Source organism: Bradyrhizobium xenonodulans (genome assembly GCF_027594865.1).
Lineage (GTDB): Bacteria > Pseudomonadota > Alphaproteobacteria > Rhizobiales > Xanthobacteraceae > Bradyrhizobium > Bradyrhizobium xenonodulans.
Window position 1 is genome coordinate 878,632 of sequence record NZ_CP089391.1, and the last position, 12,780, is coordinate 891,411.

General features: G+C 64.1%; 13 protein-coding genes. 11 read left to right on the forward strand and 2 right to left on the reverse strand.

Features of this window, described 5'->3' with window-relative positions:
• Window positions 1-84: 84 nt before the first annotated feature.
• From I3J27_RS04125 to I3J27_RS04150, 6 genes are all read left to right on the forward strand, one after another.
• A complete protein-coding gene (locus I3J27_RS04125) occupies window positions 85-354 on the forward strand; it encodes a GlsB/YeaQ/YmgE family stress response membrane protein (RefSeq protein WP_270165570.1) in 270 nt (89 codons plus the stop codon).
• A 257-nt stretch (window positions 355-611) separates the two neighbouring features.
• On the forward strand, window positions 612-2,357 hold the full coding sequence (locus I3J27_RS04130; protein ID WP_270165572.1) for a type I secretion system permease/ATPase: 1,746 nt from the start codon (window positions 612-614) through the stop codon (window positions 2,355-2,357).
• Entirely contained in the window at window positions 2,354-3,688 is a 1,335-nt protein-coding gene (locus I3J27_RS04135; RefSeq protein ID WP_270165574.1) for an HlyD family type I secretion periplasmic adaptor subunit, read from the forward strand. The genes I3J27_RS04130 and I3J27_RS04135 overlap by 4 nt, the downstream gene beginning before the upstream one ends.
• A gap of 170 nt (window positions 3,689-3,858) precedes the next feature.
• Window positions 3,859-5,328, forward strand: a complete 1,470-nt coding sequence (locus I3J27_RS04140) for an AMP nucleosidase (protein WP_270165576.1) — start codon at window positions 3,859-3,861, stop codon at window positions 5,326-5,328.
• 78 nt (window positions 5,329-5,406) lie between these two features.
• Window positions 5,407-5,682, forward strand: a complete 276-nt coding sequence (locus I3J27_RS04145) for a DUF1488 family protein (RefSeq protein ID WP_270165578.1) — start codon at window positions 5,407-5,409, stop codon at window positions 5,680-5,682.
• Window positions 5,683-5,823: 141 nt separating this feature from the next.
• Window positions 5,824-7,191 carry an IS30 family transposase gene (locus I3J27_RS04150; protein WP_270160737.1) on the forward strand — a complete coding sequence of 456 codons (1,368 nt, stop codon included), beginning with the start codon at window positions 5,824-5,826 and terminating at the stop codon, window positions 7,189-7,191.
• An 88-nt stretch (window positions 7,192-7,279) separates the two neighbouring features.
• On the opposite strand, the gene I3J27_RS04155 is transcribed toward I3J27_RS04150, so the two are convergent.
• Window positions 7,280-7,762: a CinA family protein gene (locus I3J27_RS04155; RefSeq protein WP_270165580.1), complete on the reverse strand. Its 483-nt coding sequence runs from the start codon at window positions 7,760-7,762 to the stop codon at window positions 7,280-7,282.
• 164 nt (window positions 7,763-7,926) lie between these two features.
• On the opposite strand from I3J27_RS04155, the gene I3J27_RS04160 reads away from it, so the two are divergent.
• Genes I3J27_RS04160 through I3J27_RS04170 form a run of 3 tightly spaced genes read left to right on the forward strand, consistent with a single transcriptional unit; the run spans window position 7,927 to window position 10,533 of the window.
• On the forward strand, window positions 7,927-8,985 hold the full coding sequence (locus I3J27_RS04160; RefSeq protein WP_270165582.1) for an amidohydrolase family protein: 1,059 nt from the start codon (window positions 7,927-7,929) through the stop codon (window positions 8,983-8,985).
• Between the two features lie 25 nt (window positions 8,986-9,010).
• The gene (locus tag I3J27_RS04165) at window positions 9,011-10,120 is read left to right on the forward strand and encodes an amidohydrolase family protein (protein WP_270165584.1); all 1,110 of its coding nucleotides are present in this window, start codon (window positions 9,011-9,013) and stop codon (window positions 10,118-10,120) included.
• Entirely contained in the window at window positions 10,120-10,533 is a 414-nt protein-coding gene (locus tag I3J27_RS04170) for a Rieske (2Fe-2S) protein (protein WP_270165586.1), read from the forward strand. The genes I3J27_RS04165 and I3J27_RS04170 overlap by 1 nt, the downstream gene beginning before the upstream one ends.
• A 154-nt stretch (window positions 10,534-10,687) precedes the next feature.
• Here I3J27_RS04170 and I3J27_RS04175 read toward each other — a convergent pair whose 3' ends face one another.
• Window positions 10,688-11,587, reverse strand: a complete 900-nt coding sequence (locus I3J27_RS04175) for a transcriptional regulator GcvA (protein ID WP_270165588.1) — start codon at window positions 11,585-11,587, stop codon at window positions 10,688-10,690.
• A 110-nt stretch (window positions 11,588-11,697) separates the two neighbouring features.
• On the opposite strand from I3J27_RS04175, the gene I3J27_RS04180 reads away from it, so the two are divergent.
• A complete protein-coding gene (locus I3J27_RS04180) occupies window positions 11,698-11,901 on the forward strand; it encodes a DUF1127 domain-containing protein (protein ID WP_270165590.1) in 204 nt (67 codons plus the stop codon).
• Between the two features lie 69 nt (window positions 11,902-11,970).
• Complete coding sequence (locus tag I3J27_RS04185; RefSeq protein WP_270165592.1) at window positions 11,971-12,594, forward strand: GNAT family N-acetyltransferase; 624 nt, start codon at window positions 11,971-11,973, stop codon at window positions 12,592-12,594.
• Window positions 12,595-12,780 lie beyond the last annotated feature (186 nt).

A 12,780-nucleotide genomic window follows, 5' to 3' on the forward strand; every position in this document is an offset into this window, starting at 1 on the left:
CCGGGTGGGCGGGAACAGCATTCACACCTCATTCATCCCGGTTCCCGTTCCATGCGGGGCATTCACGGAAGAGGGACCCCACTTATGTACATTTCCAACGAAGGCCTGCTTGTCATCCTGTTCGTCGGCTTGGTTGCCGGCTGGCTGGCGGGCAAGATCGTCCGGGGCGCCGGGTTCGGCATCATCGGCGACATCGTGATCGGCATCGCCGGCGCGCTGGTGGCGAGCCTTTTGTTTCCGAAACTCGGCATCCGTCTCGGCACCGGGCTCGTGTCCGAGATCATCTACTCCGCCATCGGCGCGGTCATCCTGCTCCTGGTGGTCCGCCTGGTACGCGGTGGCGGCCGGCTGTAGCGGCCGGCTTCGCCCGATTGGAACTTTTCGCCTCTCCCCGGCTGGGGAGAGGCCGCGATGTCTGCTATAAAAAGCCGCAAAGACTGTGAAATACCGGACTTGCGCACGGGGCCGTCAGGGGGTGATGTGGCCCGTCAGGGATCTGGATTAATTCGGCCGCGCTCGTCGCGGGGAACACGATGTTAATCCGGGTCGCGTACCCCTGAACTGTCTATGAAATCAGGGGCATTGCCCCTTACCCGAAAGAGATCAGACTGATGGCAGCCGTACCTGGCGTCCGCCGTTCAGAGCTCGGTGACGCCCTGCGTGCTTGTCGCACGGCGTTCGTCGGCGTCGGCTTGATGAGCTGCATGATCAACCTGCTCTATCTGACCGGGTCGATCTTCATGCTGGAGGTCTACGACCGGGTGCTGCCGAGCCGCAGCATTCCGACCCTGGTCGGCCTGATCATTCTCGCCGGCTTCCTCTATATGGCGCAGGGCGTCCTCGACATGATCCGCAACCGGATCCTCGGGCGGATCGGCACCGCGCTGGACGAAGCCCTCAACAAGCGCGTGTTCGACACCGTGGTGCGCCTGCCGCTCCTGGTGGGCAGCCGCAACGAGGGGCTCCAGCCGCTGCGCGACCTCGACAATGTCCGCTCCTTCCTCGGCGGCATGGGGCCGAGCGCATTCTTCGATCTGCCCTGGCTGCCACTCTATCTCGCCATCTGCTTCGCCTTCCACGTCATGATCGGCGTGACCGCCCTGGTCGGCGCCGTCATCCTGGTCGGGCTGACGATCGTCACCGAATTCATGTCCCGCCAGCCGGCGAAGGAGGCGATGGGCCTTGCCGCCCAGCGCAACGATCTCGCGGCGTCCAGCCGCCGCAACGCCGAAGTCATGGTGTCGATGGGCATGACCGGCCGGATGAACGCGCGCTGGAGCGAGGCCAACGAAAGATATCTCGACGGCAACCAGCGTGCGAGCGACGTCGCCGGCGGCCTCGGCGCGGTCGCAAAAGTGCTGCGCATGATGCTGCAATCGGCCGTGCTCGCCGTCGGCGCCTATCTCGTCATCCACCAGGAGGCGACCGCCGGCATCATCATCGCCGGTTCGATCCTCTCCGCCCGCGCGCTGGCGCCGGTCGATCTGGCCATCGCGCACTGGAAATCCTTCGTCGCCGCACGTCAGAGCTGGCAGCGCCTCACCCGTCTGCTGGAGCAGATGCCGGCGCAGACGATGCCGACCCAGTTGCAGGCGCCAACCAGCCGCCTGTCTGTCGAAGGCATCGCCATGGTGCCGCCGGGCGACCAGCGCCTCATCGTGCAGGATGTCACCTTCGCGCTCACTGCCGGCAACGGCCTCGGCGTGATCGGGCCGAGCGGATCCGGCAAATCCTCGCTGATCCGCGCGCTGGTCGGTGTCTGGCATCCGGTGCGCGGCAAGGTGCGGCTCGACGGCGCCGCGCTCGACCAATGGTCGAGCGACATGCTCGGCCGCCACATCGGCTATCTGCCGCAGGACGTCGAGCTGTTCGGCGGCACCATTGCGCAGAACATCAGCCGCTTCGATCCCGAGGCGACGTCTGACGGCATCATCACCGCGGCCAAGGAGGCCGGCGTGCACGAGCTGATCATCAAGATGCGCGAGGGCTACAACACGCAGGTCGGCGAGCAGGGCACCGCGCTCTCCGCAGGCCAGGCGCAGCGCGTGGCGCTGGCGCGTGCGCTCTACGGCAATCCGTTCCTGATCGTGCTCGACGAGCCCAATTCCAATCTCGACACCGAGGGCGACGAGGCGCTGACCCGCGCCATCCGTGCGGCACGCGAGCGCGGCGCCATCGTCATCGTGGTGGCGCACCGTCCCATCGGCGTCGAGGCGGTCGATCAGATCCTGGTGCTGCGCGATGGCCGCATGCAGGCCTTCGGACCGAAGGAGCAGGTGCTTGCCCAGGTGCTTCAGCCGCGCGTGACGCCGCCGGCCCCGATCAAGATCGTCAGTGAAGGCGGAGCCAAGGCATGAGCACGATGGCCATTGGCGGCACGAAGCCTGCCGCAAAGAAAACCGTGCGGCAGTCAATCCAGTTTCACCTGATGCTCGGGCTCGGGATCGTGCTGGTCCTGGTCGTCGGTCTCGGCGGCTGGTCGTCGACCGTGCTGATCTCGGGCGCGCTGATCGCGCCGGGCCAGATCGTGGTCGAGTCCAACGTCAAGAAGGTGCAGCACCCGACCGGCGGCGTGGTCGGCGAGCTGCGCGCCCACGACGGCGACGTGGTCAAGGCCGGCGACATCGTGGTGCGGCTCGACGACACCGTCACCAAGGCGAACCTCGCCATCGTCACCAAGAATCTCGATGCGGCGCAGGCGCGCACGGCCCGGCTCCAGGCCGAGCAGCGCGGTCTCGACAGGATTGAGTTTCCGCAAGCCCTGCTCGATCGCGGCAATGACCCTGATGTCAAGGCGCTGCTCGCCGCCGAGACCAAGTTGTTCGACGTTCGCGTCAACGGCCGCGCCGGCCAGAAGGCGCAGCTCCGCGAACGCGTGCTTCAGCTCAACGAGGAAATCGAGGGCCTGTCCGCGCAGGAGAGAGCCAAGGACAAGGAGATCGGGCTGATCCAGAACGAGCTCACGGGTGTCCGCGACCTCTACGACAAGCGTCTGGTCCAGATATCGCGCCTGACCCAGCTCGAGCGCGACAGCGCCCGCCTCAACGGCGAACGCGCGCAGTACATCGCATCGCGGGCGCAGGCCAAGGGCAAGATCACCGAGACCGAGCTCCAGATCATCCAGGTCGACAAGGACATGGTGAGCGAGGTCTCCAAGGATCTGCGCGAGACCAACGACAAGATCGGCGAAATGATCGAGCGCAAGGTCGCCGCCGAAGACCAGCTCCGTCGCGTCGACATCCGTGCGCCGCAGGACGGCATGGTGCTGCAATCGACGGTGCACACCGTCGGCGGCGTCGTCACCGCCGGCGACGCCATCATGCTGATCGTGCCGCAGGCCGACGACCTCCAGGTCGAGGCCAAGGTGAATCCGGTCGATATCGACAAGCTCCAGATCGGCCAGAAGACGCTGCTGCGCCTGTCCGCCTTCAACCAGCGCACCACGCCCGAGCTCAACGGCCTCGTCACCCGGGTCTCGCCCGACGTCACCACCGACCAGCGCACCGGCCAGAGCTATTACACCATCCGCGTCTCGATGCCCGCAGAAGAGGTTGCCCGGCTCGGCGATTCCAAGCTGATCCCCGGCATGCCGGCGGAAGCCTTCGTCCAGACCGGCGACCGCACGATGCTGTCCTACCTGATGAAGCCGCTGCACGATCAACTGATGCGGGCGTTCAGGGAGAAGTGACGCGCGCCACAGCTTCGGTCTCGTAGGGTGGGCAAAGGCGCGAAAGCGCCGTGCCCACCATTCTTCGCAGAACGAACAGGATGGTGGGCACGCTTCGCTTTGCCCACCCTACGGCTCCTCCTTCTTTGCTATAGTTCGATTCAAGCCCCAGCAACCCCGGCGGTCGAACAATGCAATCTCCACCCACCATCGCCACCGAATCCTTCGCCGATGCGTCCCTCGCCGTTGCCCGTCTCGAGGAGATCTACGAGCGCAACACGAAGTTCCTGCGCGACCGGTTCGAGGCCTATGTTGGCGGCGAAGCGGTCACGACGCGGGTGCGGGCCTATTATCCGTTCGTGCGTGTCACCACCGCGACGCATGCCCGGCTGGATTCGCGTCTCGCCTACGGCTTCGTCGCCGGCCCCGGCGTGCACGAGACCAGCGTGACGCGGCCGGACCTGTTCCGCGCCTATCTCACTGAGCAGATCGGATTGTTGATCCAGAACCACGGTGTCCCCGTCGAGATCGGTGAATCCGCCGAGCCGATCCCGATCCACTTCGCCTATCGCCGCGACATCAACATCGAGGCGGCGATCACCACCAGCGAAAATTCCCCTGTCGCGCGCTCGCTGCGCGATGCCTTCGACGTGCCTGATCTCGCAACGATGGACGATTCGATTGCGGATGGGACCTTCGAGCTGCAACCGGGCGCACCCGAGCCGCTGTCGCTGTTCCGGGCCGCCCGTGTCGATTACTCGCTGCGCCGGCTCTATCACTACACCGGCACCGACCCGGAGCATTTCCAGAACTTTGTCATTTTCACCAACTACCAGTTCTATGTCGACGCCTTCGCGCAAGCCTGCCAGCAGCGGCTTCAGTCCGGCGAGGCCGGTCTCGACGCTTTCGTCGCGCCCGGCAATGTCATTATGCGCAGCGGCGGTGCCACCAGCGGGGATGCGCCCATGCGTACGCCGCAGATGCCGGCCTTTCATCTGGTCATGCCTGGCTATCGCGGCATCACGCTGATCAATATCGGCACCGGCCCGTCCAACGCGCGCAACGTCACCGACCATGTCGCGGTGCTGCGCCCGCATGCCTGGCTGATGCTCGGCCATTGCGCGGGCCTGCGCAACACGCAGCGGCTCGGCGACTACGTGCTCGCGCATGGTTACGTACGCGAGGATCATGTGCTCGACCGCGAGCTGCCGCTGTGGGTGCCGATCCCGGCGCTGGCCGAGATGCAGGTCGCGCTCGAACAGGCGGTCGAGGACGTCACCGGCCTCGAAGGCTTCGAGCTCAAGCGCCTGATGCGCACCGGCACCGTCGCCAGCGTCGACAACCGCAACTGGGAGATCTCGGGGCCTGAGGTGATCCGCCGCCTGTCGCAATCGCGCGCGGTCGCGCTGGACATGGAATCGGCCGCGATCGCCGCCAACGGCTACCGCTTCCGCGTCCCCTACGGCACGCTGCTATGCGTCTCGGACAAGCCGCTGCACGGCGAGATCAAGCTCGCGGGCATGGCCAGCGAATTCTACCGCCGCCGCGTCGGCCAGCATCTCGAGATCGGCCTGAAGGCGCTGGAGCGGCTCAAGCAGCAGGAATCGGAGCGGCTGCATTCGCGAAAGCTCCGCAGTTTCGCCGAAGTCGCGTTCCAGTAGGACGCAGCACCTCTTTGCGGCTGACAAGCCGAAGAATTTTCATCATTGTCGGCGCGGGGGCCGACCGGACTGTTTTCAATGCCGCTGATGCGCGACAAGATCATTGGTCATGATCTCGAACGGCTTGCCTTCCGCTTCACGATGATGAGCGCGGACGACGTCGTGCAGTGCCAGATCAGCGATGCCGCGATGGACGAGCTCGCGGGCATGCAGGGCACCGAAAGCAGCGCGCGCCAGGCGCAATTCCTGTCGCTGCGCGAGACCATTGAACGGATCGCGTCGGACCTCTACGACGAGTCGCCGCGATTCAAGGGCTATGTGGTGCGGATTTTCATGCGGCATCTGGGAAGGTAGCTGTCGCTCCACTCTCCGCTGTCATGCCCCGGCTTGTCCGGGGCATCCAGTACCCCGCGGCCCATCGATTCAATCACGACCGTTTCGGAGTACTGGGCGGATTCAACCGCTCGTCGCAACACCCTGAACAAGGAGGTTGCGATGGAGAGCCGTGCGCGAGCAAGTCGTCCTCAAGAGGCCCGACGAGAGGATTGTAGACGGTTCTGGGCTGCGATTGCCTCGGGGCGATCGAGCGAAGATGCTGCGGTTGAGGCCGGGGTATCGCCTTCGGTTGGAGTGCGCTGGTTCCGGAGGGCGGGCGGCATGCCGCCAACACATTTGTCACCGTCGTCAAGGCTTCCATCGGAGCGCTATCTCTCGTTCGCCGAGCGCGAGGAGATCGCCATCTTGCGTGTGCAGGGTCATGGGGTGCGAGCCATCGCTCGTCAGCTTGATCGAGCTCCCTGCACGATCTCTCGTGAACTCCGTCGTAATGTGGCGCGCCGCCACGGCGCCCCACAGTACCGAGCAACCACGGCACAATGGCACGCTGATCGATCCGCCCGACGGCCCAAGCCGGCGAAGTTGGCGATCAATCCGCCCCTGCGGGATTACGTGCAGGACAGGCTTGCCGGTATGATCGCCAAGCCGGACGGGGAGCTCCTGGCTGGCCCGAAGGTCGTGTGGAAGGGACGCCGGGCTGTGCATCGGCAAAACCGGCGCTGGGCCAGGGCATGGAGCCCGGAACAGATTTCTCGGCGACTTCGGCTGGACTTTCCCGAGGATGAGACGATGCGCATCAGTCACGAGGCGATCTATCAGGCACTTTATGTGCAGGGTCGAGGAGCTTTGCGCCGCGAACTGACGGCCTGCTTGCGCACCGGGCGGGTGTTGCGGATGCCGAGGGCGCGCGTCCGCAAAGGCAGAAGCTTCATTCCTTCCGAGATCATGATCAGTCAACGTCCGGCGGAAGCCGCCGATCGAGCTGTGCCGGGCCACTGGGAAGGTGATCTCATTATGGGTCTTGGAAGTTCCGCGATCGGCACCTTGGTGGAGCGCACGACCCGCTTTACCATTCTGCTGCATCTGCCGCGTATCACAGGCCATGAACAGGAAGCTCGCGTGAAGAACGGACCTGCACTCGCCGGACATGGCGCTGAGGCAGTGCGCGACGCCATCACCCGCGCAATCGTCAGCATGCCCGAACAGCTGCGTCGATCGCTGACCTGGGATCAAGGAGCTGAACTGGCTCAGCATGCACGCCTGAGGATCGATGCAGGCCTGCAGGTCTACTTCTGTGACCCTCATAGCCCATGGCAGCGCGGCACCAACGAGAACACAAATGGGTTGCTGCGCCAGTACTTTCCAAAAGGGACCGATCTTAGCCTGCACAACTCTGGTGATCTCGAGGCCGTGGCTCTCGCACTCAACACCAGGCCCAGGAAAACCCTCGGCTGGAAAACACCGGCCGAAACTCTCGACCAATTGCTACAAGTGAACGATACACAGGGTGTTGCGACGAGCGGTTGAATCCGCCCTGGATCGCCCGGTCAAGCCGGGCGATGACAGCAGTGTTGGTGGCGAGGCTGTCCCGGCTCACTTGAGTCGCGCGCCAGCGTCACCCCTCCAGCTTCCTCAGCAACAACTTCATCGCTGTCACCGCGAACACCTGCATGTTCGCAAGCCGGTCATTGCCACCCGTCTCCAGTGTCATCACCTCCGTCGCGGGTCCAGCGACCGCCATGCAGCTATGGCCGGCGGCATCGCCGTAGCGGTTGCCGGTCGGACCGGCTGCACCGGTCTCCGACAGGCCCCAGTCGGAGCTGAAGCGGCTGCGCATCTGTTCGGCGAGGAGCTTTGCGTAAGGCTCCGACGACGAACGAAAACCCTTCATTCCTTCGTCCGAAATATCCATCAGCACGCGCCTGGCATCGCGGGTGTAGACCACGGCGCCGCCGAGGAAATAGGCGGAGGCGCCGGGCACCGCGAGCAGGCTGGCCGAGATCAGGCCGCCGGTCGAGGATTCCGCCACCGCAATGGTCTGTTTGCGCGCGATCAGTTTGGCTGCGACCTGTTCCGCGACGCCGACAAGCTCTTTCATCCCTTAACCCCTCGTTCCTTCGCAACCGAGCTCAGCCTTCCTAGCATATGACAGCAGCCTTGGCTGAGTTGCGGGCGGAGGGCAGGCCTGCTTGAATGGCGGACACAAGAGGGCAGCCGCGAAGTGCTGCCCAAGACGATACGAGGAAACGTGAAGGAGACGTCATGGCGTCCCTGATCGCCGGCGCCGTCGATTGCGACGTGCATCCGGCCGTGCCGCATCTGACCAGCCTGCTGCCTTACCTGAACGACTATTGGCGCGATCAGGTGACGACGCGCGGCATGGTCGACCTCCTCTCGCAATCCTATCCGCAGAATTCGCCGATCGTGGCGCGCCCTGACTGGCGTCCCGAGACCGGCAAGCCGGGCGAAAGTCTGGAGGACATGCAGCGCCATGTGCTCGATCCCTTCCAGCTCGGCTACGCCATCTGCAATCCGCTCTACGGCGTGCAGATGGTGTTTTCGGAAGATTTGCAGGCCGCCTTCTGCCGCGCGCTGAACGACTGGCTCGCAAAGGAATGGCTCGATCGTGATCGGCGGCTGCGCGGCTCAATCGTGATCCCGACGCAAAGCATCGAGAAGGCCGTTGCCGAGATCGAGCGCTGCGCGCAGGACCAGCGCTTCGTGCAGGTGCTGATGCTGGTGATGGGCGACACGCCGCTCGGCAAGCGCGCGCTATGGCCAATCTACGAGGCCGCGGAACGATTGGAACTGCCGGTCGGCATCCACGCCGGTTCCGCCTATCACAATCCGCCGACAGCAGTGGGCTGGGGTTCCTACCACATCGAGGACTATGTCGGGCAGGCCCAGGCGTTCCAGACCCAGCTCACCAGCCTGATCGTCGAGGGTGTGTTCGCGAAATATCCGCGGTTGAAAATGGTGATGCTGGAGTCAGGCGTCTCCTGGATCTCGCCCTATCTCTGGCGGCTTCACAAATTCTGGCGCGGCGTACGGATGGAGACGCCCTGGGTCGATCGCGCGCCGCTGGAGATTGTGCGCAGCAACATCCGCTTCTCGTTACAGCCATTTGATGCGCCGCCGGAACCTGAGACATTAATTCGCCTGTTTGATCATATGCAGTCGGACGAATTGGTCCTATTCTCTACGGACTATCCGCACTGGCAGTTCGACGACCAGGACGCGCTGCCCGAAGGTCTGTCCCCCGATCTCGTGCGCAAGATCATGATCGATAATCCGCATGCAACCTATCCCCGCCTGACGTGAGCCCGCTGCCAAAGGAGGCAAGGCGATGAATATCCAGTTTCGCGAAAGCCCAGAGGCCGCTTCCACCCCGACGACGAAGACCGCGATCGCGGACTGCGACATCCATCCGGCACGCGCCACGCGCACCGAGCTCTATCCCTATCTCGCCAAACGCTGGCAACATCATCTCGAAGTCTACGGCGTGCATGCCTATCAGGGCATGATGGAAGGCCCGCCCTATCCGAAGGCGCAGCCCAATGCCTCGCGCCGCGATGCCTATCCGCCGGAAGGCGGACCGCAGGGCTCCTCGCTGTCCTTCATGCAGAAGCAGCTGCTCGATCCCAACAATGTGCAGCTCGGTGTGCTCAATCCGCTCAACACCGGCCAGGGCATCCGCAATCACGAACTCTCGGCCGCGCTGTGCTCGGCGATCAACGACTGGCAGATTGACAAATGGACCAGCAAGGACAAGCGGCTGAAGGCGTCGATCGTCGTCGGCAATGAAGATGGGCTGTCGGCCGCCGCCGAAATCCGCGAGCGCGCCGGCGACAAGAATTTCGTGCAGGTTCTGCTGCTCAGCCGTAATGTGGAGCCGCTCGGGCAGCGCCGCTATTGGCCGATCTATCAGGCCGCGGAAGAGGCGGGCCTGCCCGTCGGCGTCCACGCCTTCGGCTTCGGCGGCAACCCGATCACGCCATCGGGCTGGCCGTCCTATTACATCGAGGAGATGGTGGGCCACTCGCAATGTCAGCAATCGGCCCTCGCAAGCCTCGTGCTGGAGGGCGTGTTCGAGCGCTTCCCGAAGCTGAAGATGGTGATGATCGAGGCCGGCTTCGGCTGGGCGCCGTCATTGGCGTGGCGTCTGGACAAGGTCTGGCAGCGACTGCGTAGCGAGGTGCCGCATGTGAAACGGCCGCCGTCGGAATATATCCGCGAGCAGGTATGGTGGACCACGCAGCCGATGGAAGATCCTGAAAGGCGTGAGGATCTGTTCGACGTCATCAAATGGATCGGTTGGGATCGCCTCCTGTTCGCGACCGACTATCCGCATTGGGATTATGACGAGCCGTCACGCGTGCTGCCCGCGGGTGTCAGCGAGGATAATCGCGAGGCGTTTTATCTCGGCAACGCGCGTAAGCTCTATGGAATGACTTGATGGCGCGTCACGTGATTGCGCCCGTCGATGAACTTCCTCCGGGCACGCGAAAATTCCTGGAGATCGAGGGACGGCCGATCGCGGTCTTCAACATCAAGGGCGAATATTTCGGCCTGATGAACCGCTGCCCGCATCAGGGCGCGGCCCTGTGCGAGGGGCCGCTGATTGGCCTCGCGCAATCCAAAGACCCCGGCGAGATCGAATACACCAAGTTGGGTGAGATCATCCGCTGCCCCTGGCACGGCTGGGAGTTCGACATCCGCACCGGCCAATCCTATTGCGACCCCCGCCGCTTCCGCGTGAAGGCTTATGCGGCCCATGTTGAGCCGGGCGCGAGCGTCGTGAAGGGACCGTATGTCGCCGAGACTGTCACGGTGAAGGTCGAGAGCGATTACGTGGTGGTGGAGCTGTAGATCGCGCTGCGGCCCAGCGGAGGTGCGCTCCCTCGCCCCGTTTGCGGCAGGGCTATCGCACATGACCTTGGCGGCGCCCGAGTGCCTGCCGCTCGTGGGACGGTGAGAGCGGCGCTGCAAGTCAATCGACTCTGCCGCGGAAGCCGATGATTTTTCAGGCTTTATTCTGCGTTGCCGCGATCATCCATTCGCGGAACGCCGCCAGCTTCGGCGCCTCCCGGCGGCCCTCCGGCGCGACCAGGTAGAAGCCGGCATCGGCCGGCAGCGCGATCTTGAAGGGCACGACCAGCCGGCCCTTGGCGATGTCGTCCCGGACGTAGGAGGTCCGGCCCATCGCCACGCCGATGCCGTCGATGGCGGCCTGGATGGTCATGAAGATCATGTCGAAAGTGATGCCGGGTTGCCTCGCGATATCGGCCGGCAGGCCGGCCGCCGTCAGCCATAGCCGCCAGTCGTCGCTGTTGGCGTTGGAGGTGTGCAGCAGCGGATAGCCCTTGAGATCCTCAGGCTGGCGCAGCGGCTTGTCGCCGCGCAGCAGCGACGGGCTGCACACCGGAAACAGCTCGTCCGCCATCAGCCAGTCGGCGCGCAGGCCCGGCCATTGACCGCGGCCATAGCGAATCGCAGCATCGACATTGTCGCGCTGGAAGTCGACGAGGCTGGTCGAGGTGGTGATGCGGACGTCGATCCCGGGATGCTGCTCCTGGAAATCGGTCAGCCGTGGCAATAGCCATTTTGCCGCGAGCGATGCCAGCGTCGAGACCGTCAGCACCTTGTCGTCGTCCTTGCGCAGCAGCCGGTCGGTGGCGAGGCGCAGGTCGTTGAAGGCGGCGCGGACGCCCGGGAGATAGTCGCGGGCTTCCGGCGTCAGCGCCAGCGCGCGGTTCTGCCGGACGAACAGGCGGATGCCCAGCTCCTCCTCGAGCCGCCGGATCTGATGGCTGATCGCGGTCTGGGTCACGTTCAGCTCGGAGGCGGCCAGCGTGAAGCTGAGATGGCGCGCGGCGGCCTCAAAGGCCCGCAATCCGTTCAGGGAGGGCAATCTGGCAGTCATCTGGCAGCAGGATGCATGACGTTATTTCATGCGAAGAGGTACAAATTGTCGTTTGTCGCAGCGCGGTAGGAAGCAGATATTAGCGTTCAAGTTAGCTCAAGGAGCTGAAAATGTCTACTTTGACCCAGAATTCAATGACAAATCATCATGCACCGGGCCTGATCCAGCAGATCGGCGACACCCTTCATGTCTGGCACGAGCGCTACCGCAACAGGCGCGAGCTGAGCAATTGGACCGCCCGCGATCTTCACGACGTCGGCCTGTCATGGACCGATATCGCCTACGAGGCTGACAAACCCTTCTGGCGGGCCTGATTGGCCGCCAGGCCGGCGCCGCCTAATCTCAGGGGCGCCGGCGGTCCCCTTTTGAGAAGGGCTCGTGTCATGAGCACGTTCCGCCTGGAAGACCTGAAGCAATATTCGGACGTCCTGCGAACCCGGCAAGGCGAGCCGCTCAATGTTCGCTTCGTCGAGCCGCGCGACACCGAGGAGCTTCAGCACTATTTCCGTTCGCTCTCGACCCGCTCCCGCTACAGCCGCTTCTTCGGTGCGATCAGCGAATTGCCGAAGGGCCTGCTGCACGACTTCCTTCAGGTCGGCGAGCGCGAACGTTTCACTGTCGTCGCGACCAAGATGGTCGACAGCTTCGAGACCATCGTCGCCGAAGCGCGCTACGCTCTCCATGCCGAGACATCGACGCTCGAGTTCGGCCTGTCGGTCAGCGACCGCTGGCAGGGCCACGGCATCGCCACCGCGCTGATGAAGAATCTCGAATGCCGTGCGGCCGCGCTCGGCGCCGAACACATGTTCGGCGACACGCTGCGCTCCAACGAGACCATGATCTCGCTCGCGCGCAAATCCGGCTTCGCCTTCGTCAACCATCCCGACGACTGGAAGCTGGTGCGCTTCGACAAGGAGATCACGGTCGCGTCGAAAGACATTCCCTGCGCGAGCTGGCGTCTCGCCGCCCTTTCCCGTCAGGCCGAAAGCCCCTCAGCCTTGGCCTGACATCACTGCGAGCCCGGCTCTGGTCATCCGGAGCCGGGCATTTTTTGCTTTCACGCCCGATCCGTCGTCCTGAGGTGCTCGTTCTGCGTTCTTTCGCAGAACGAACCTCGAAGGATGAACGGCCTCGCCGTTTCCGAGTAAGCTTCTCGCAGCAATAGTCGGGCTGTCACCCTTCGAGGGCCGCTG

Bases quoted from the DNA above. Each gene is read 5' to 3' on its own strand.
- I3J27_RS04165 (WP_270165584.1), top strand. From the start codon at position 9,011: ATGAATATCCAGTTTCGCGAAAGCCCAGAGGCCGCTTCCACCCCGACG.
- I3J27_RS04125 (WP_270165570.1), top strand. From the start codon at position 85: ATGTACATTTCCAACGAAGGCCTGCTTGTCATCCTGTTCGTCGGCTTG.
- I3J27_RS04180 (WP_270165590.1), top strand. From the start codon at position 11,698: ATGTCTACTTTGACCCAGAATTCAATGACAAATCATCATGCACCGGGC.
- I3J27_RS04135 (WP_270165574.1), top strand. From the start codon at position 2,354: ATGAGCACGATGGCCATTGGCGGCACGAAGCCTGCCGCAAAGAAAACC.
- I3J27_RS04160 (WP_270165582.1), top strand. From the start codon at position 7,927: ATGGCGTCCCTGATCGCCGGCGCCGTCGATTGCGACGTGCATCCGGCC.
- I3J27_RS04155 (WP_270165580.1), bottom strand. From the start codon at position 7,762: ATGAAAGAGCTTGTCGGCGTCGCGGAACAGGTCGCAGCCAAACTGATC.
- I3J27_RS04140 (WP_270165576.1), top strand. From the start codon at position 3,859: ATGCAATCTCCACCCACCATCGCCACCGAATCCTTCGCCGATGCGTCC.
- I3J27_RS04150 (WP_270160737.1), top strand. From the start codon at position 5,824: ATGGAGAGCCGTGCGCGAGCAAGTCGTCCTCAAGAGGCCCGACGAGAG.
- I3J27_RS04130 (WP_270165572.1), top strand. From the start codon at position 612: ATGGCAGCCGTACCTGGCGTCCGCCGTTCAGAGCTCGGTGACGCCCTG.
- I3J27_RS04175 (WP_270165588.1), bottom strand. From the start codon at position 11,587: ATGACTGCCAGATTGCCCTCCCTGAACGGATTGCGGGCCTTTGAGGCC.
- I3J27_RS04185 (WP_270165592.1), top strand. From the start codon at position 11,971: ATGAGCACGTTCCGCCTGGAAGACCTGAAGCAATATTCGGACGTCCTG.
- I3J27_RS04145 (WP_270165578.1), top strand. From the start codon at position 5,407: ATGCCGCTGATGCGCGACAAGATCATTGGTCATGATCTCGAACGGCTT.
- I3J27_RS04170 (WP_270165586.1), top strand. From the start codon at position 10,120: ATGGCGCGTCACGTGATTGCGCCCGTCGATGAACTTCCTCCGGGCACG.